General features: G+C 71.4%; 9 protein-coding genes. 5 read left to right on the top strand and 4 right to left on the bottom strand.

The features are described 5' to 3' along the window. Positions 1 to 38: 38 nt before the first annotated feature. From ABZ348_RS06785 to ABZ348_RS06800, 4 genes are all read right to left on the bottom strand, one after another. The gene (locus ABZ348_RS06785) at positions 39 to 1,502 is read right to left on the bottom strand and encodes an RNA polymerase sigma factor (RefSeq protein WP_358930084.1); all 1,464 of its coding nucleotides are present in this window, start codon (positions 1,500 to 1,502) and stop codon (positions 39 to 41) included. A gap of 212 nt (positions 1,503 to 1,714) precedes the next feature. Then, on the bottom strand, positions 1,715 to 3,616 hold the full coding sequence (gene dnaG, locus ABZ348_RS06790) for a DNA primase (RefSeq protein ID WP_358930086.1): 1,902 nt from the start codon (positions 3,614 to 3,616) through the stop codon (positions 1,715 to 1,717). 190 nt (positions 3,617 to 3,806) lie between these two features. Continuing rightward, complete coding sequence (locus ABZ348_RS06795) at positions 3,807 to 5,069, bottom strand: FAD-dependent oxidoreductase (protein ID WP_358930088.1); 1,263 nt, start codon at positions 5,067 to 5,069, stop codon at positions 3,807 to 3,809. A 186-nt stretch (positions 5,070 to 5,255) separates the two neighbouring features. Beyond that, positions 5,256 to 6,689, bottom strand: coding sequence for a deoxyguanosinetriphosphate triphosphohydrolase (locus ABZ348_RS06800; RefSeq protein WP_358930090.1), 1,434 nt, complete (start codon positions 6,687 to 6,689; stop codon positions 5,256 to 5,258). A gap of 219 nt (positions 6,690 to 6,908) precedes the next feature. Between ABZ348_RS06800 and ABZ348_RS06805 the strand changes: the two genes are divergently transcribed. Genes ABZ348_RS06805 through ABZ348_RS06825 form a run of 5 tightly spaced genes read left to right on the top strand, consistent with a single transcriptional unit; the run spans position 6,909 to position 19,845 of the window. Next, positions 6,909 to 7,790, top strand: coding sequence for a DUF4132 domain-containing protein (locus ABZ348_RS06805; RefSeq protein WP_358930092.1), 882 nt, complete (start codon positions 6,909 to 6,911; stop codon positions 7,788 to 7,790). Positions 7,791 to 7,834: 44 nt separating this feature from the next. After that, positions 7,835 to 12,805, top strand: coding sequence for a hypothetical protein (locus tag ABZ348_RS06810; RefSeq protein WP_358930094.1), 4,971 nt, complete (start codon positions 7,835 to 7,837; stop codon positions 12,803 to 12,805). Beyond that, positions 12,802 to 13,971: an AAA family ATPase gene (locus ABZ348_RS06815; protein ID WP_358930096.1), complete on the top strand. Its 1,170-nt coding sequence runs from the start codon at positions 12,802 to 12,804 to the stop codon at positions 13,969 to 13,971. The genes ABZ348_RS06810 and ABZ348_RS06815 overlap by 4 nt, the downstream gene beginning before the upstream one ends. Next, positions 13,958 to 17,716: a DUF5682 family protein gene (locus ABZ348_RS06820; RefSeq protein WP_358930098.1), complete on the top strand. Its 3,759-nt coding sequence runs from the start codon at positions 13,958 to 13,960 to the stop codon at positions 17,714 to 17,716. Before ABZ348_RS06815 ends, ABZ348_RS06820 begins: the two co-directional genes overlap by 14 nt. Beyond that, on the top strand, positions 17,713 to 19,845 hold the full coding sequence (locus ABZ348_RS06825) for a hypothetical protein (protein ID WP_358930100.1): 2,133 nt from the start codon (positions 17,713 to 17,715) through the stop codon (positions 19,843 to 19,845). The genes ABZ348_RS06820 and ABZ348_RS06825 overlap by 4 nt, the downstream gene beginning before the upstream one ends. The last annotated feature ends 90 nt before the right edge of the window (positions 19,846 to 19,935 follow it).

The following is a 19,935-nucleotide window of genomic DNA, read 5'->3' on the forward strand; positions in this document are numbered from 1 at the left end:
GCCCCGGTCCGCGACGGACGCGCGGCGGATGCGGCGACTCAGTCCAGATAGCCGCGGAGTTGGTCGGCGAAGGCGTGGTCGCGGAGCTTGTTGAGGGTCTTGGATTCGATCTGACGGATGCGCTCGCGCGTCACCCCGAAGATGCGGCCGATCTCTTCGAGCGTCCGCGGCCGGCCATCGACGAGGCCGTACCGCAGTTGCACGACCTTGCGTTCCCGCTCGCCGAGGGTGGACAGGACCGCGTCGAGGTGTTCGCGCAGCAGGAGGAAGGCGGCGGACTCGACGGGTGAGGCGGCGTCTCCGTCCTCGATGAGGTCGCCGAGCGCCACGTCGTCCTCCTCGCCGACGGGCGCGTGGAGGGAGACCGGTTCCTGCGCCAGCCGCAGGACTTCGCTGACCCGCTCCGGGGGGAGGTCGAGCTGGCCCGCCACCTCGACGGGGGTGGGTTCGTAGCCGCGTTCTTGCAGCATTCTGCGCTGGACGCGGACGACACGGTTGATCAGTTCGACGACGTGGACGGGGACGCGGATGGTACGTGCCTGGTCTGCGAGTGCCCGGGACATCGCCTGGCGGATCCACCAGGTGGCGTACGTCGAGAACTTGTAGCCGCGGGCGTAGTCGAACTTCTCGACGGCCCGGATCAGTCCGAGGTTCCCCTCCTGGACGAGGTCCAGCATGGTCAGTCCGCGGCCGACGTAGCGTTTCGCCACGGAGACCACGAGCCGCAGATTGGCCTCGATCAGCCGGCGCTTGGCCATGCGGCCCATCACCACGAGCCGATCGAGGTCGACGGCGAGTTGGGAGTTGTTGATGTCCGGGGTGGTGCCGAGCTTCTCTTCGGCGAAGAGTCCGGCTTCGACGCGGCGCGCCAACTCCACTTCTTCAGCGGCGCTGAGCAGGGGGATCCTGCCGATCTCCCGCAGGTACTGGCGGAAGAGGTCGGACGAGGGGCCGCTCTTGTCGGCCCGGGGGGCAGAGGCGCGGTCGGGTCGCTCGTCGGACGACCCGTCGATCGGGTCGAGCTCGGCCGGCGTCCGAGCGGTCGAGCCGTTCGGGACGGTTTCTACATCGGCATCGACGTCGACATCGGCATCGGCATCCGGGGGCAGATCGCTGATGTCGGTGAGGGCCGTTCCCGCGATCGCTGCGATGGCGGTGCGGTCGGAGGGTGTGCCCTTGGCCGTGTCCCGGAGTGCTTCGGGCACCGCCTCGGGGTGGTGTGGGGCCGGGCCCTGAGAAGGGACTTCGGTGAGGGCTTCCGCCTCCGGCAGAAGTGCGGCCGTCTCGGGCGGGGAGGAACCGGTCAGTGGTTCGGGCGGGCTCGCGGACAGGGTCTGGGTCTGCACGGGGGCGACCTCCAGGGTGATCGCTGCCGGGTCAAGGGCGTGCGGCAGGGGGACGGAAGCAGCCGGGCCGCTGTCCATCCCGTACACGATGAGCGGATTCGCGGTGTTTTGTGGCCCATCGTCGATGGGTCGGCCGCGCTCCGAAGACTCAGGCACCGCCCCCAGTGTGGGGTACGACACACAGCCGCCACGAGGGGCGTGCGCCGACTTTCTAGGTCCCGTGCGTGACCGACCGGTTACCGAAACGGCATTGCGGCAGGTCGGAGCGTTCTCAGGAGTGAGCGGTGGGGCGACGCGGAGGGAAGTGAATCGTGCGATCGGCCGCTGGGCACCCCAGCGGCAGCCGGGGGTCCAGGGTTGAGAGGGCGCTAGAGCGCCGCGGCCCCGTGGTTGCGCAGGGACTGCCCGTACTGCTGGAGCACCCACAGCTCGTTCTGTACGGCGGTGAGGTGCTCGGGGTCCGCATGGCTGCCGAGACGGGTCAGGGTGCCTTGGACCTCGGCGATGCGCCGATCGACCGCTCGAAGCCGGACCTGCACCAACTGCATACCGGCATAGGTCTCGTCGACGGTCTTGGCGTGGATGGCTTCGACGGCCAGCTCGGTGACCAGCGCGCGAACGGTGTCGTCCGCCGCGGTCTCCCGGACCCGGGCGAGATACCCCGAGGTGTCCACCAGCCCCTGCTCTGCCCCACCGGCTTCGGCGATGGTCTGGCGCACCGCCGCATAGGGCGGTGCGGTGAACTCGTCCACACCGTAGGCGTCGAAGGCCGGTGAGACCAGCTCGGGGTGTTGGAGTGCGAGTTTGAGCAGTTCGCGCTCGGTGCGGTGGGCGGGACTGCGCAGATTGAGCGCGGGGCCGGAAGCCACTGCGGGGGCCTGGATCTGTTCGCGCCGGCCGCCCGTGCGTGCGGGCGCGGGTCCCTTCCCGCCACGATCACGTGCCCAGCGGGCCAGCTGGGCGACCCGCTTCACCACGAACTGGGTGTCGAGGATGCCGACGATGCCGGCCAACTGCACCGCGGACTCGTGCTGGATCGCGCCGTTCTTGATGCCGGCGACGATCGGCGCCGCCTCGTCCAGCGCGGCGGCACGACCGGCGGGCGTCTCCAGGTTGTGCCGCAGCACGATCTGGCGGATCGCGAACTCGAAGAGGGGGGTGCGGGTCTCCACCAGCTTCTGGACCGCGTGGTCCCCCTCGGCGAGCCGCAGCTCGCACGGGTCCATACCGCCAGGAGTGATCGCGATGGACGTCTCGGCAGCGAACTTCTGATCATCCTCGAAGGCACGCAGAGCGGCCTTCTGACCTGCGGCGTCCCCGTCGAAGGTGAAGATCACCTCGGCCGTGGCGTTGTCCATCAACAACCGCCGGAGGATCTTGATGTGGTCGCCGCCGAAGGCCGTACCACAGGTGGCGATGGCGGTGGTGATCCCGGCGAGGTGGCAGGCCATCACGTCCGTGTATCCCTCGACGACCACGGCCGTCCGCGACTTGGCGATCTCCTTCTTGGCCAGGTCGATGCCGTACAGCACCTGGGACTTCTTGTAGATGCCCGTCTCGGGGGTGTTGAGGTACTTGGGGCCGTTGTCGCTCTCGTAGAGCTTGCGGGCTCCGAATCCGACGACATCGCCGGAGATATCCCGGATCGGCCACATCAGCCGACCCCGGAAGCGGTCGATCGGGCCCCGCCGGCCCTCCTGGGAGAGCCCGGACAGGATCAGTTCCTTGTCGCTGAAGCCCTTGCCCCTCAGGAAGCGGGTGAGGTGGTCCCAGCCCTGCGGGCTGTATCCGACGCTGAAGTGCTGGGCGGCGCCCTGGTCGAAACCGCGGTCGGCGAGGAAGGTGCGGCCTGTTTCTGCCTCGGGGCCGGTCTCCAACTGGTCGATGTAGAACTGGGCGGCGACCTTGTGCGCCTCGACCAGACGGATCCGCTCGCCCCGCTGATGGCTGGGGTTGTACCCGCCCTCCTCGTAGCGAAGGGTGATTCCCGCGGTGGCGGCCAACCGCTCGACGGTCTCGGAGAAGGTCAGGTGATCGATCTTCATCACGAAGGCGATCGTGTCGCCGCCTTCCTGACAGCCGAAGCAGTGGAAGAGGCCCTTGCTGGGGCTGACCTGGAAGGACGGCGTCTGCTCGTCGTGGAAGGGGCAGAGACCCTTGAGGTTTCCGCCGCCCGCACCGCGCAGCTGGAGGTAGTCGGAAACGACGGCGTCGATCGGGACCGCGTCCCGAACCGCCTTGACGTCGTCATCGTTGATCCTGCCTGCCACGCGTGAATTCTACGGCCGCGCGCCGACACCGATCGCTGACTGTGGACAACTACCGGCGCAGCGCGGCCCCCCTTCGCGCGTGAACGGCCTCGCCGAGGGGTCGGTCCCGCACCGGACGGCGGTGCCGCCGGGTCGGGCCCGACCCCGTCGAATGCTCGGCAGAACGGTCAGGAGCCACTCGGGAACGCAGTCACGGCACGAGGGAGGCCAGCGGTACGGAGGGGTCGCCCAGTGCGTCGGAGTCGACCTGCGCACCCGATCGGATCAGGTCCTGGATGGGGGCAGTGACATCCCACACATTGACGTTCATCCCGGCGAGGACCCGTCCGTCCTTGAGCCAGAAGGCGATGAACTCCCGCTTGCCGACGTCGCCGCGCAGGACGACCTGGTCGTAGGAGCCGGCCGGCGCCCACCCCGAGTACTCCAGCCCCAGGTCGTACTGGTCGGAGAAGAAGTAGGGGACCCGGTCGTAGGTGATGTCCTGGCCGAGCATGGAGCGCGCTGCGGCCGGGCCGCCGTTGAGTGCGTTCGCCCAGTGCTCCACGCGCAGCCGGGAGCCGAGGAGCGGGTGGAAGGAGGAGGCGACGTCACCTGCTGCGTAGACGTCGGGGTCGGAGGTGCGCAGGGCGGCGTCGACGGCGATGCCGCCGCCGTGCGCCCGATCGGCGAGTTCGAGACCGGCTGCTTCGGCGAGTGCGGTCCGCGGAGCGGCGCCGATCGCGGCGAGTACGTCGTGCGCGGGATGCTCCTCGCCGTCGTCCGTGCGGACCGCGAGGACCGCACCGTCCTGGCCGGTGATCTCGGTGAGCCTGGCCCCGAAGTGGAAGCGGACGCCGTGGTCGCGGTGGAGTTCGGCGAAGACCTGGCCGAGCTCGGGGCCGATGACCTGGTGGAGCGGCGTGGCCTCGGGTTCGATGACGGTGACCTCGGCGCCGTACCCGCGGGCGGCTGCGGCGACCTCCAGACCGATCCATCCGGCGCCCGCGATCACCAGGGTGCCGTTGTCCCGGCCGAGGGAGCCGAGGACCCGGCTGAGCCGGTCGGCGTGGGCGAGGCGGCGCAGATGGTGGACGCCGGCGAGTTCGGTGCCCGGGATGTCCAGCCGGCGCGGTTCGGCGCCGGTGGCGAGCAGCAGTTTGTCGTAGTGGAGGACCGTGCCGTCCCCGAGGTGGACCGCCTTGTCCGCACGGTCGACGGATACGACGGTCTGGCCGAGGTGGAGTTCGACGTCCGCCCCGGCGTACCAGGCCGGTTCGTGGACGAAGACGCTGTCGCGCTTCTCCTTGCCCGTGAGGTAGCCCTTGGAGAGGGGTGGGCGCTCGTAGGGGTGGTCGTTCTCGTCGCCGATGAGGATCACCCGCCCGGTGAACCCCTCGGCACGGAGGGTCTCGGCGGCCTTGGCCCCGGCGAGCCCGCCGCCGATGATGACGAAGGTGCGATGTCCGTCGACCACTTGATGCCTCCTGTGTGCGCCTGTGCTGCTTCGGTGCTGCGTTTGGTGCAGGACGATGCGACGGGTCGACGCAGCGCTCGTGTGCTGCGCAGCCCTAGGGAGCGTCCCGCACGGACCGGTTTGGCGGAAGAGGGAGTGGTCCTGGCGTGTCCCGTACGGGTGTCTTCAGACCGGCCCCCGGCGGGCTCAGCGGCGGGCCGTGAGCTGGGCGTGCAGGGTACGTGCGGAGGCGTCGGTGAGCGAAGCCAACTGATCCACAATCACCCGACCGCGCGCCCGGTCGTCCTTCGCCGCGTGGAAGAGCGCACGAAACTGCGGGTCGAGGGTGTCGGGTGCCCTGGCGGTGAGCGCCTCCGCCAGTTCGGTGAGCACGATGCGCTGGTCCGCCCTGAGCGCCTCCTGCTCGGCGCGCTGCATCACATAGCAGTCGGCGACGGCCTTCAGCACTGCGCACTCCATCCGCGCCTCGCGCGGAACGACGAGCTCCGCTGCGTATCGGGTGAGGCGGCCCGTGCCGTACGCCTGCCGGGTGGCGCCCTCCGCCGCGAGGCAGAACCGGCCGATGAGTTGGCTGGTGGCGTCCTTGAGCCGGGCCTGGGCGACGGCCGAGCCGTCGTAGTGGTGCGGCCACCACTCCTGACCGATCAGCCGGTCCAGGGCAGCGGACAGCTCCTGGGGGTCCGTATCGGCCGGGACGTAGCGGCCGATCGCGATCCGCCACAATTCGGCGCGCTCGGGCTCGGCGAGCAGGAGGTTGGGGTCGATGTGACCGGCGTGCAGTCCGTCCTCGATGTCGTGGACGGAGTAGGCGACATCGTCGGACCAGTCCATGACCTGGGCCTCGAAGCAGATGCGGTGTTCGGGCGCGCCCTCGCGGACCCATTCGAAGACGGGCACGTCGTCCTCGTACACGCCGAACTTCACCGAGTCCGGCGTGGTCGGGTGGCCCCCGCGGGGCCACGGGTACTTGGTGGCCGCGTCGAGCGTCGCCCGGGTGAGGTTGAGGCCCACGCTCACCAGGTCGCCGTCGGCCCCGTTGACGAACCGCTTGGGTTCGATGCGGGTGAGGAGGCGCAGGGACTGGGCGTTGCCCTCGAAGCCGCCGTACTCCCGGGCGAAGTCGTTCAGCGCGGCCTCGCCGTTGTGACCGAAGGGCGGGTGGCCCATGTCGTGCGCGAGACAGGCGGCCTCCACCAGGTCGGGGTCACAGCCGAGGGCGGCACCGAGCTCGCGGCCGACCTGGGCGCACTCCAGGGAGTGGGTGAGCCGGGTGCGCGGGCTGGCGTCCCATGCCTGGTTGCGGGTGCCGGGGGTGACCACCTGGGTCTTTCCGGCCAGGCGGCGCAGTGCGGAGGAGTGCAGTACGCGGGCCCGGTCGCGCTGGAATGCGGTCCGACCTGGACGTTTGTCCGGTTCTGGGGCCCAGCGTGCGGCGGCGGCGTCGTCGTAGCTGCCGGAACTGCCGGAGGTGCCAGCGCTGCCGGAACTGCCGGAACTGTTGAAGTCGCCGGGATTTCCGGAGCTGCCGTACTGACCGCTGCCGGTGTCGCTCCGTGCGGCATAGCTGGAGGGGTCCGGAGTACCGGGCCCGGATGGGGTGGTGCTGGTGGTGCCTGCCATGCACCGAAGGTAACCGGAGTGGGGGACGGGTGGGGACGGCGAGGGTGCCGGGAATCTGCTTTCGCGATCGGGTCCTCTCGTCGAACGGGCTGGAAGGGCGGCGGGGGACACCGTTCGCGGGGAGTTATCCACAGGCTCTCCCGCTCAAAAGCGCGGTGTCAGACCCCTCACCTAGTGTCAGCGACATCGAAACCGGTACGTCGGGGAGGCGGTCTTGCCATGGGCTGGATCGAGACAGCGGGCGGCGGCTATGCCGTGACGCTTGACGGTAATGAAGTGCGTTGTCGCAATGCGGCGGGCCGGGAGCTGAAGCAGGTTCCGTCCAAGTTGCGCGACGATGCAGAGGTGGTGCGGCTGCGGCAGTTGTCCGAGTGGCTGGAGCGCCACGAGCGCGAGTGCGTCGAGCAGGTGGACACCTGGCTGGTGCGCTCGCTGCCGATACCGGTGGCGGTGCTCGCCCGCGTCTGGCCGGACCCGGCCTGGCAGTCGGCGCTGCGGGATCTGGTGGTCGCACCGGTCGCCGCGGACGGCGGCGCCGACATGGAGCGGGCCGGCCTGCTGCGGGGCGCCGACCCCGAGCGCGGGGTGGGCATGGTCGATCTCGACGGAGATTCGGTCTGGCTGGCGTGCGAAAGCGTGCTCATTCCGCATCCGGTCCTGCTTGACGACCTCGACGACCTGCGGGAGTTCGCGGTCGAACTGGGCGTGGAGCAGAAGGTGCAGCAGTTGTTCCGCGAGGTGTGGCGCCGTCCCGACGAGGTGAGCGGTCACTCCTGGTCGAAGTACGCGGACGCCAGGTTCACACAACTGCGCCATGCGACCTCGCGGGCCCTGTCGATGGGGTACCGGGTCCGGGGCGGCCAGGCGCTGTGCCCCCTGGTCGAGGACGGCCGGGTGCTGGAGGCGCGCTACTGGCTGGGGGCCGACTACCCGGACGCGGAGGCGGTGACCGGGGCCCTGGAGTGGCGGGACAAGGACGGCCGCAGGCTCGGGCTCGACGAGGTGGGACCGGTGGCCTGGTCGGAGGGCGAGCGCATGGCCGCCCTGGTGTACGCGGGCAAGGTCGTGGCCGACGAGAACGATGGGGACGCACTGCGATGAGCACGGTGGGGGAGCAAGTGAACGAAGGGCAGGGTGGGGGTTCGGTGAGCGGTCAAGAGGCATCTGGGGCAGGCGGCTTCAGCGCCGGGGAAGCGCTGTTGGAGGCGGGGGCGGTGCTCCCCCTCGACACCGTCGGCAGTACGGCCGGGGCGGAGGGCGTGACGCTGACCGCCCGGGCGTACGACCACGCGGCCCTCGATGGACGCACCGTGGTGCGCCTGGTTCCGGAGGCCCTCGGCTCCGCGGAGGACCTGGCGCTGGAGTATCTGGGCTTCTCCGGCAGCCGATCGGCTCCGGTGGGTCGGGTGAAGCCGCAGTCCCTGGGCTTCCCCGCGTGGGCCCTGGTGAACGACCCGGCCAACGGGCACCACGCCCTGGCCGTGGTGCAGGAGATGGAGCGGCTGACGCGCCTGGTGGGCACCAAGCCCGGCCTGGCCAAGGAGGGCTTCGACGAGATCGGCGAGCGGCTGGACCGTTCGGTTCCGCAGTTCCTGCCCACCTTCTACGAGCAGGTGGGCAGGCTCTTCCTGGCCGTGGAGTCGGAGCAGCAGGCGTCCATCTTCTTCGGCAAGGCCCGGGCCGCCGAACAGCGCCATGCACTGCCCATCGACGAAGACCGCCTGCGCGAGGTGTTCCTGGAGTTTGCTGGGGCGGGAGCCCTCAGCGGCAAGGCGCTCCGGGAGTACGTCAGGGGGTTGAGCGAGCGACTGCCGCACCCCCAGGCGTATGCGGAGTTCCGGCTGATCGCCTCCCAGCGTTGCTCATCGGGACTCGCCCCGTACGCGGGCATGTTGGAGGATCTGCGACGGCTCGCGAGGAGCGCCGGGCTCGACGTGGGCGAGGAGGAGCGTGCGCTCCTGAGCGAGATCCTCGGTACGGGCGCGATGGACCGCGCGGCGGAGAGCTTCTGGAAGTCGGCCCTGCCCGCGCTCACCGTTCTGGCCGAGCAGGACGCGGTGATCCGCGAACGGCTGCTGACGCTCTTCCCGAAGACCGGTGGAGACCAGCCCGTGGAGTTCGACGGCGCGTGGCTTTCGTTGTTGGACCGGTGCGGGGCGTTCGACCTCCTCCTGAACGGCAGCGTGCCCGTTGCGCCGTGGCTGTCCAAGTGGGTGCGCCACCGGGACCGCGGCTGGCGTAGCGCGAAGCGGCTTCCCGCCGAGTTGGCCCTGGTGGAACGGCTGGCGGACCGACTGATCGCCGATGGCGCCCCGGTGACGTTGCTGCGCAGCGGGTGGCGGACCTCGTGCGATCTGGATCTCCTCGACCTCTGTCTCGCGCTGGGCGTTCCCGTCACCCCGCCGGACGATGACGCGGGCGGTCTTGAGCTCGACAGTTGGCTCTCCGACCCGACGGAGGGGCGCAGGGACCTGACGGCGCTGGTCGCCGACGGCCGGTTCGCCTCGGTGCTGCGCAGCGGGGTGGAGCGACTGGTCGGTACCGGGGACTCGGAGGCGCGCCTCCAGCGCGTCACCGCGCACGAGGCGCTGCGGTCGGTCATCGGGGACTGGCTCACCGAGCGGGCCGAGGATCTGTCCAAGCCTCTGGGCCTGCCGGGGTTGGACCAGTTGATGCGGCGGCTGTCGGGATTCTCGTCCTGGTCGGCCCTGACCTCGGCGCCGGACGCCGTCAGCCGGATCACGTCCTTCTCCCCCTCCGCCGCACTGGCGCACACCCTGCGCTCTGGCATCGTGGACGAGTTGGGGTGGTCCGCCCTCGACGAGACGGTTGCGGCCATGCGTCCCACCGGACCTCCGAACGGGCGCCAGCAGAAGGCGGGGCCGGACCAGTTGGCCGATGCCTGGCCGGCGTTGGTGCTCCGACACGGCCTACAGGCCACGGCGGTGGGACCGGAGAAGGTGCTGGACAGCCAGACCCTCACGCTGCCGACACAGCAGGTCGGCCAACGGCAGGTCACTCCCCTCGCTCGATACGTGGGAGGTCAGTGGCTCACCGTCACCGGCTACGGCGCAGGGCGCAGGGCCCGCTGGTCCTGTGGCGGTTCGGAGACCTTCGAACCTGACGGGATGCTGCCGGACAACCGCCTCTCGTACCAGTTCCCGTCGCTGGAGCTCGCGGACGGAAGCCGCACCTTCGGCGGTCGACCGGTGCACGCCGGCGACACCTCGTTCGCGGATCTGTGGCGCCCCGTCGCCTCGGACGGCACCTCGCTGTGGGTGCTGCACGAGGGGCGCTGGTGGGACTACGACCCGGCGTCGGCCCGTCGGGGTCGGATCACCGTGCCCGCCTTCTTCGACTCGGCACTCGGCGCCGGCAGGGGTTACTCCCTGCTGGAGTCGGCCTGTCGACTGCTGCCCGCACTGCCGGGGTTGGAGTCGTCGCCCTTCGGCAGCGCCGGAGGGACCGTCGGCTGGTGGGTGCGGTTCGACCCGACAGCGCGCACACTGACCGCCTGCTCCGTGGACGGCACCCGCAGCAACCCGGTCCCGGTGTCGGCGTCGGCGTCGGCGTCGGCGTCGGCGTCGGCGAACATCGCGCATCTGACCAGTGACATTCCGCTGCCGCCGATGCGACTGCCCGGTGGTGCTGCCCTGCATCCGCGCGAATCCCGCGGCTACCACACCAAGGTCGAATTCTTTGACACCGCCGGTGTGTGCCTCGCGTCCGTGATCGAAGGTGCCGACGAGCAGGAGTACGCGAGGGGTACGGCGCTCATCTCCCCCATCGGCTACTGGCACGCACTGCGGCCCCGCGACGAACGGGGCTCCCTGGCGCTCCGCGCGCTCACCGAGGAGCGCGCCGGGGAACTGCTCGCGGCGGCGGCCGCCGGCCTCAAGCCCGAAGAGGCCGTGGCCAAGTTCCTGCCGGAGATCACCCATCCGGGACTCCTCACCGGTGTGGCGAGCCTGTTGGGTGTGGCGGCACGCCAGGCCGCGCAGGTCAGCGCGCTGGCCGAGCGGGTCGCGGTCGGCGAGCCGCTCACCCGTACGACGGCCAGGCACGCCCAGGACGGTCCGCTTCAGGAGGCGCTGGGCGGTCTGTTGAGCAGCCGCCGCTACTACGGAAGGTGGCGTTCCTGGGGCGAGCACGAGAGCACGGCCATGGGGCAGTTGTCGGCCCTGGGGCAACTGCTCGCACCCGAAGCCGACGGTTCCCGGATACAGGTCGAGGAGACGGAGGTGGGCTGGCTCTCCCTGACAGGTCAGGGTCTGGGAGCCGTGGCCGTGCGGGCGGCTTCGCCCGCCACACCCCCGGCGCAGCGGGAAGCGCTCCTGGAGTTCCTCGAAGCAGCCCTGGCAGTCCGGTCGGACGGGGACTCGGTCCTGGTCGATGCCAAGGGCCGGGTGCGGATCGCCAAGCTCCGTTCCCCGTGGGACGAGTCGGGTCAGCACGACACCGACGACTTCATCGGGACCGTGCTCCACTCGGGTGCGCGCCGTCTGCTGGTGCTCTCCAACGCTTTGGTCAACGACGGCCACGCGGACTGGCTCTGCGTGGAGTACGACCCCGCCGGGGCGTTCGGCCCGTGGGAGGGCTACACCGAGCTCGAATCGGACGTCGTGGGCTCGGCCGGCGATCCGGTACGGGCGGACGCGATGCGTCAACTGCTCGACACCGTGCGGGAGCGCGGTCCCCTGCCCTACCGACCGGAGGCGGCAAAGGAGTTCGCCGAGCAGGTCGGGGTGAGCCCCGTCACCGGTGCACTGCTCCAGTTGGGCTTGCCCGGCTTGGGCGCCTACGGTCGTGAGGGGCTGCTGACCGCGGAGTACCTCGCACCGCTGGGGCTCAAGAGCGCGGACGCCAAGGTGGGTCGCGCGGTGTTGGAGCACCTCTCACCGAAGGACCGGGCGCGGTTCACGGCCTTGCAGTTGCCGGTCGATCCGCTGCGCGTCGACGCGCTGTGGACGGACGGCTATGAGACGGAGCCGCTCGTCGGCGCCTGGTTGGCCGCCTGGGGCAAGAGGCGGGTCGCACCGTCGTGGTTGGTGGCGCGTGCCGTCAAGGAGATCGGACCGGGCCGGGCACTCGATTCCGCGCTCAACCCGGAGGCCCAGCCCGAGCTGACCGGCAGCACCAGGCAACAGTGGAAGGAAGGCTCGCTGACGGCGGACGCCCCGGAGAAGCTACTCACCGGTAAGTCCCTGCTGTCCTACGTACAATCGCTGCGCTGGCTCGCCTACCGGCTCCCCTTCGGTGATCCGTTGCGGGACGTCCTGCCAATCGCCCTGCGCATGTTGCGCACCCGGCTGGCGGATCCGGAACTCCTGCTCGATCTGGGCGTGACCTGGGACACCGAGGGCTCAGCGATCTCGCTGCGGTTGCGCGAGGCGCACGGCCATCCCCCGCGCAGCCGTACCGGCAGCGAGCGCCTGTTCGAGGTGTCGGACTCACTGGTGCTCGCCCCGCTGCACTACTACCCCGACTGGGACGCGGTGTGGGTGAAGTCGGCTCCCCTGGTGACCGGGGAGGCCGCGGGACCCGACCACCCCGACCTCCAACTCCTGGCGGCCGTAGCCGGCGACAAGGGCACTCTGGACGCCCTGCGGACCCTGCTCAGCGCCGAGTTCATGGCACTGCTGACCGACGACGGACCGACGGGCCCGGCACAGGATCCGGTGCGCAGCGCGCCGGAGTTGGTGCCGGCGGTCGCCGAACGGTGCTCGCTCAGCGAGGACGCGGCGACGCTGTATCTGATGCTGCTCGCGCTCCCCGACCCGACGGACCGGAGCCAGGCGGAGTGGACCGGGTGGAAGCCCGCCCGTCTGAAGACGGCTCGGGCCGAGCTGGCGGCGACCGACCTGGTCGTGGAGGGCAAGCGGGCCCGGGCCGGGCGATCCCTCTTCCTGCCCGGTGCCTGGCTTGAGGAGAAGGCGCCGAGGCTTCCCGTCGAGGGCTGGAAGGCGCCCCTGCTCCCGCGTGGAACGGGCGGCTTCTTGGCACCGGACCGCCCGGTGGGGGAGCTGTTCCGGGCTGCGTGGCAGCGGGTTGTGGACGGCGACGTGCCAGGTTTCGAGGAATTCACGGGACGCAAGGCCAGGAGGGGTGGACGATGAGCGCGATCGAACGCGACACGGCAGACGGAGCGGGGACGGTGGGCGCTCCCCGGCAGGTGGAGCTGCCGGAGGACCGGTACCGACAGGAGTTGGACTTCCTCGCCGGCTATGACGAGGGGCCCAGGCCGCCCGGTTGGCGGATGACCCCCCGGTCGGTGGTGCAGTTCATCTGCGGGTCGGGAGAAGAGCCGTTGCGGGCGGCGGACGGGAGGCAGTTGGTCGTCTCACGGAAGTTCGTGGGCGATCGCGCCCTGGTCGAGCGGTGCGTGGTGACCTTGGCGGGCGAGCGGGGCCTCCTGCTCGTCGGCGAGCCGGGCACGGCGAAGTCGATGCTGTCCGAGTTGCTCGCCGCTGCGGTGTGCGGAGCCAGCACCCTGACCGTGCAGGGCACCGCGGGCACCACCGAGGACCAACTGCGCTACGGGTGGAACTACGCCATGTTGCTGGCGAAGGGGCCCAGCAGGGAGGCGTTGGTCCCCTCGCCCGTGCTGACGGCCATGACCACCGGGGCGGTGGCCCGTATCGAGGAGGTCACGCGCTGTCTGCCCGAGGTGCAGGACGCCCTGGTCTCGCTGCTCTCCGAGCGGCGCATGTCCGTGCCCGAGTTGGCGGGCGAAGGCGGTGACGGGACCGTGCACGCCGTGCCGGGGTTCACCCTGATCGCCACCGCCAACCTGCGTGACCGCGGCGTCTCGGAGATGTCGGCGGCGTTGAAGCGCCGGTTCAACTTCGAGGAGGTCGGCCCGATCGCCGACCTCGACGCGGAGACGGCCCTGGTCCGCAGTCAGGCGACCGCGGCCCTGGCCCGCTCCGGCGCGGCCTTCGGTGTCGACGACGCGGTGTTGGAGGCGCTGGTGACCGCCTTCAGGGACCTGCGCTCCGGGCGCAGCGCCGAGGGATGGGAAGTGGAACGCCCGTCGACCGTGATGTCCACGGCGGAGGCCGTGCACGTGGCGGCCTCGATGGGGCTGGGTGCCGCCTATCTGAACGACGGCCGCGATGTGGTGCGCACCCTCCCGGGACATCTGCTGGGGACCGTGCGCAAGGACGATCCGTCCGACCACGCCCGACTGCTGGGCTACTGGGACGGCCCGGTGCGCAGACGGGCCGAGGCGGGTGCACCGCTCTGGCGGGCGCTGTGGGAGCTCCGCGATGACCTGGGGTGACCTCTCCGCGCAGGCCGCTCAGGCCGACGGCGGCACAGTCGCGCAGGCGGCTCGGATCGAGGCTCCAGAGGGGGCGTTGGCCGCCCTCGCCGGGTGTCGCGACCCCTATCTCATCGGTGTGCGGCACCACTCCCCGGCGCTGGCCTCGGCCGTCCCAGAGTTGCTGACCGCGGCGCAGCCGGAGGTGTTGTTGATCGAGCTGCCGGTGGAGTTCGCGCCCTGGCTCGTTCATCTGGCCGATCCCGCCACCGTCCCGCCGGTCGCACTGGCCGGCAGTGGGGACGGATTGGTGTTCCTGCCGTTCGCCGAGTTCTCGCCGGAGTTGGCGGCCATCCGGTGGGCGGGGCAGGCCGCTGTCCCGGTGGTCCCGTTCGATCTCCCGCTCGGGGCCCGCGGCGGACAAGGTCCACCCGAGGCGAACGGGCCGGGCACGCCGGAGAGCGGGACCGCCGGCGGGACGGCGGGCGGGACGGCGGGCGGGCTCAGCACCGCTCTGCACGCCCGGGTCTCCGGGCGGCCCGGCGATGACCTGTGGGACCGGCTGGTGGAGACGGCCGCACCCGGCAGCACGGCGGAAGCGCTACGGCGCGCCGCACTGCTGGTGGGTTGGGCGCTGCGCTCGGACGCAGGTCCGGTCGACCCGCACGATCTGCGCCGCGAGGCCCATATGCGACGCCGGTTGGCCGAGTTCCGCGGTCGTAGGACGGCGGCGGTGGTGGGTTCGTTCCACGCTCCAGCGCTGCTGGGCTGGGAGGAATCGCCGCAGCTGACGGAGGTGACCCCCATGAAGGTGAGGGAGGTGAACACCTCGCTGGTGCCGTACTCCTATCCGCTGCTCGACGAGCGGTCCGGCTACCCGGCCGGGATCCGCGACCCCGAGTGGCAGCACGGGGTCTTCACCGCAGCCGGCGATCCACGGCGTCTCGATGACCTCCTCACGGCCGTGGCGGTGCGGATCTGCGCGGAGATCAGGGACGCCGGCCACCCCAGTGGTCCTGCCGACGCCCGGGAGGTGGTGCGGGTGGCCCGGGATCTGGCGGCGCTGCGAGGACTGCCCGCGGCCGGGCGCGGCGAGTTGGCCGAAGCGGCGCAGACCGTGCTCACCCAGGGCCGGCTGCTGGGGCGCGGTCGGGTCGTGGCCGCCGCCATGGAGAAGGTGTTGGTCGGCAGGCGCCGGGGGCGGCTGGCTCCGGGCACACCGCGATCGGGGCTCGGACCCGCGGTCGAACGCCTGCTGGGCGAGCTGAAGCTGCCGCGCCCCGAGGAGCCCGATCGTCGCGAGTTGCGCCTTGACGTCCTCCGTACGGAGTTGGACCGCAGGCGCGAGGTCGCACTGCGTCGGCTCGCGGTCTGTCGGGTGCCGTACGGCGAGGAGTCCGCGGTCGCAGGTGTGGGCGACGCCGCAGCGCTGACCAGCCGCTGGGTCGTGGAGTGGTCGCCGGCGACGGCCGCGATGCTCGATGTGGCGGGTATGCACGGGGTGACTCTGGAGCAGGCAGCGACGGGGGTGTTGCGGCAGCGACGTACTGAGGAGCGACGCAACGGGGGCCCATCGGCCGCCGAGGCACTGGACGGTTTGGCCGAGGCCACCCGCTGTGTGCTGCCCGCTCTGGCCATGGAGCGGTTGGCGGAAGCGGCCGAGCAGCTCCCCGCGACCGGCACCCTGCCCGAACTGCTCGCCGGCATGACCTTGTTGGACCGTCTTCGCTCGGGCCATGTGCCGGGATTGGATGCCGACTGGGAACAGGAGGCCGTGGCCGCTGCACACGAGGAGCTGGCGGCGGCGGGAGTCCGCGCGCTGGACGGGCTCGCTGGTTCGACGGATGGCGAGGACGCGCGGGCACTGGTCGCCCTGGCCGGGCAGGCGTCGACGGTGGGAGGCGGGCTGCGTCTGGCGGACGCCCTCGCCCGGCTGGAGATGGGTGCCACCCCCTTGATGCGCGGCGCCGCGGGCGCCGCGCGGGTGCTGCTGGGGCAGTTGGATCCGCATGCGTTCGGGACGGGTCTCGCCTCCCGTGCGGACGGCGCGAACACCCCCGAACTCCGGGGCCGGTTGGCCGATTGCCTACGGGGGGCTCTCCTTGCCGCGGGGCCCCTGTTGGAGACCGGCCCGGCGCTGGCTCCGCTGCTGGAGCGGGTGGAGCAGCTGACCGACCGGGCGTTCCTGGAACGACTACCCGCGCTGAGGGCGGGTTTCGACGTCCTATCTCCGGCTGCCCGTTCCCGTCTGCTCTCGGTCGTCGAGGACCGTACGGGTACGGAGGTCGGCACTTTGCGCGGCTCGGACCCCGCGACGGCGGCCCGGCTCGCCCTGGCCGATCTGGCCGGCCGACAGGCTCTGGGTGCGGCGGGCCTGGCCCGTGCGAGTAAGCCGCCGAGCCGGGAAACAACCGGGGGCGGTGCCCCGATAGGCGGGCGAGCCCCTGGCGGGGAGGACATCAACGGTCGCCCCGGCCATGGGAGTCCGGGCGGCACGAAACCCGCCACCGATTCCGCCCCACCGGAAGGCTCCCGTACCACCGCAGGTGTGCCGACGAAGGTGCTCGGCGCCGAGCACGATCCCGCGGAAGCGGACCATCGCCTCGGGACGACCGCGAACGGCGCGGTGGGGCTCCCGTCACCCGACCGGTCCCTCGCTCCGAGCGAGCGCTGGCGCCTGCTGTTGGGCCGCGGTGGGGAGTTGACCGGGCAGGCGCAGCGGTATGCGAACGCGCTGGACGAGTTGTACGGGCGCGGACGCGGCGAGGGTTCCCGTGGCGAAGACGGCCGGGGCCAAGGTGGCGGTACGGGCGCCTCCTACCCGAATGTGCGCACCTGGTCGGATGAGTTGGCCGTGCTGTTCGGGCCGGGAGTGCGCGAGGAGGTGCTTGCCGCGGCGGCCGATGCGGGCCGTCTCGATGCGGCTCTCGCCATGGACCCGGCAGCGGCACGGCCGTCCGTGGAGTTGCTGCGGACGGTGCTGTCGTACGCGGGCGGGCTCCCGGAGCAGCAGTTGGCCCGGCTGCGTCCCCTGGTGGCCCGTCTGGTGGCGGAGTTGACGGCGGCGCTCGCCAACCGGCTGCGCCCCGCGCTCACCGGGCTCGCCCATCCACGCCCCACGCGCAGACCGGGCGGCCCGTTGGATCTGCCGCGCACCCTGCGGGCGAACCTGACGACGGCCCGCCGGGACGCGAACACCGGTGTGGTGACGGTCGTCCCCGAGCACCCTGTCTTCCGTACGCGCGCCCGTCGGTCCACGGACTGGCGTCTGGTGCTCGTGGTGGACGTGTCGGGATCGATGGAGGCGTCCACGATCTGGTCGGCGCTGACCGCCTCGGTGCTGGCGGGCGTCCCCGCGCTCAGCACGCACTTCGTCGCCTTCTCCACCGAAGTGCTGGACCTCACCGATCATGTGGACGATCCGCTGAGCCTGCTGTTGGAGGTCAGCGTCGGCGGGGGCACCAACATCGCCCGCGGCCTGCGGCACGCACGCGAGTTGGTGACCGTACCGTCGCGGACGCTGGTCGTTCTGGTCAGCGACTTCGAAGAGGGCGGCCCGATCGGCCCGCTGCTGTCGGAGGTGCGGTCCCTGGTGGACGCGGGTTGCCATGTCCTCGGCTGTGCCTCGCTCGACGACGAGGGGCGGCCCCGTTACTCGACCGGCACCGCAGGCCGGTTGGTGGCGGCCGGAATGCCGGTCGCCGCCCTGAGCCCGCTGGAGCTGGCCCGCTGGGTCGGCGAGCGCGTGGGAGGTACGAACCGATGACGACCGCACCCTCAGAGTTGCCCCCGGTGTCTCCGGCGGTGGCGGCGGAAGCGCTGGACCTGCTGCCCCCTCGGCTACGGGGACGGGTGGACCGGGCCATGGGCAAGGTGGCCGGCTGGCCGCTGGAGGCCACGACTGACGGAGTCCGGGTCATCGTGGACGAGGACACCTCGGTGATGTTGAGGACCACGGGCGGAATCGTGGCCCGTGCCGACGACGCCGTGTGCAACTGTCTGCTGGCCCCGGCCTGTCTCCATCGTGCCACGCTCCTCTCCAGTGCCCCGCTGGCACTGGAACCGGTGCCGGATGCGGGCGTGGACGAGGGAGCGGACGGCACGACCGGAAGCCCGACCCGTCCGACGGACCAGGGGCACACCGACGTCACCGCTGTGCACGACACGGACTCCCCGGGGGGACAGACCGCCTCCGCCGAGGGACGTTCGGGTGCCGAGGAGAGGGCCCACGACTCCTCCGGCGCCGGAATCCCGCACTCCACCGGGGCGCGGAGCAACACCGCCACGGTCGAGTTGACCGCCGCGCAGACGCAGGCCGTCGCCGCCCTGCGGAGCGCGGCAACCGCCGTCCTGGTCAGTGGGGTCAGCGGCGCGGGGGCGATCCATCGAGCCGGGTTGTTGCATGCGGCGCACTCGGGACGCCTGGCCGGGCTGCATCTGCCGGCTGCCGCGGCGGTGCGGATCGCACGGCGTCTCGATGAGGCCCGCTCCCAGGACCCGTCGTTCCGACTGCCCGAGCTCTCGGCCGAGTTGGCCGGGCTCCTCGGTCTGCTGCGTCGACCCGCCGAGGCGACGGCTCCGGCCCGACGTTCCTATCAGCCATCCGGTCCGCTCAGGCTGTACGGGCTGTTCACGGAGCCGATCGTCACGGCATCCGGGTACGCCGGGGTGGTCACCTACGGTCTGGCGCCGGACGGCGCCCTGTTGACCATCTCCGATGTGGCGCCGGGAGGTCCGCAACGGGCAGTTCAGGCCGCTCAGACCCCGGTGCCCGGGGGGTGTGCACTGCCGTTGCGGGAGTGGGGCGACGGCGGATCGGTGATCTTGACCGGCCCCACCGTATCGGCGGACGGCAGGGTCGGCGGCGGCTCCCGCGTCCGATCGGTACGGGCTTCGGGGGCGGCCTGGCACCAGCAGCCGTTGGACGCGCTCTGGCAGCGGTCACCCGCCGCGCAACTCGCCGCTGCGCTCGACTGGCTGGAGCAGCCCGCCGAGGTCCGGCAGGCCGGTGGTGATCTGCTCTTCGTGACGGGGACGATCGAGGGTCGGGGTCTGAGCATCGCGAACGGCCCTCGGGTGAGCCTGTTGGCCCCCGACGAGCGGTCGGAGCTGGCCTATGCAGACAACCTCCGTGTGCTGAGGTCTCGACCGGGGCTCGAACTGCGCATGATCGTGCGCGTCGTGCCCGATCGACCGGGTGCCGTACAGGCGCTGGCGGCGGCCTGGGCAGGGCACGGCGGTCAGCAGTTCCGGGTCGATCTGGGGTTGCGTCGGCTCAATCGCTCCCACTTTCCGGCCGGAGCGTCCACAGCAGTGCACCCGCTGCACCCCGTGCCAGACAGCGCCGGTCCCGGCGACGGCGGGGCCACACTGCCGGCCGATCCCACCGATGTCCCGGCCTCCTCGGAGGACGAAATCCCGGCCTCCCCAGGGGAAGGAGTCTGGGAGCATCTTGTCGCGCCGACCCCGGACAGCTCGGTGCCCGATCGACACGGCGTGGGCGGAGGCACGGGCGTCGGCACGGGTCGGCCCTCCCCTCCGCTCGGTGCACCCGAGTTGCCGATCGAGTTGGATCTCTTGCGCCGTGCGGTGGACCGGGCCGTCGCTGGCGGTCGGGCCATCACCGCGGCCAGCGCAGACGGTGAACTTCCGCGCCGTCTGGAGGCAGTGGGACTCTCCACGGGCGCGGAGTGCATACGGGCGCTGCTGGACACCTCGGCCGACCGCCGACACGATGCGCTCGGCCGCCTGCTGCCCGCCGATCCCGACGGGTTCGCCACGGCTTGGCTCGCGGCGGCGATCTACGCATCAGCAGCCGTCCGATCGCTGCTGCCGGCGGCCTGGTCACCCGCTGAGGCCCCTGCGGCGCCCGCTCCTACCCTGGTGGAACGGTGAACCATCAGCCGTCAGGAGTCGTCTGACCAGGTATGAAGCAACGACGACTCCCGTTGAACCCGACCCGCCTCGGCAATCTGGTCAAGGCGG

The organism is Streptomyces sp. NPDC005963, assembly GCF_040638655.1.
Lineage (GTDB): Bacteria > Actinomycetota > Actinomycetes > Streptomycetales > Streptomycetaceae > Streptomyces.

Coding starts and splice junctions, on each gene's coding strand:
- ABZ348_RS06800 (WP_358930090.1), bottom strand. CDS start 6,689: ATGGCAGGCACCACCAGCACCACCCCATCCGGGCCCGGTACTCCGGAC.
- ABZ348_RS06805 (WP_358930092.1), top strand. CDS start 6,909: ATGGGCTGGATCGAGACAGCGGGCGGCGGCTATGCCGTGACGCTTGAC.
- ABZ348_RS06815 (WP_358930096.1), top strand. CDS start 12,802: ATGAGCGCGATCGAACGCGACACGGCAGACGGAGCGGGGACGGTGGGC.
- ABZ348_RS06820 (WP_358930098.1), top strand. CDS start 13,958: ATGACCTGGGGTGACCTCTCCGCGCAGGCCGCTCAGGCCGACGGCGGC.
- ABZ348_RS06825 (WP_358930100.1), top strand. CDS start 17,713: ATGACGACCGCACCCTCAGAGTTGCCCCCGGTGTCTCCGGCGGTGGCG.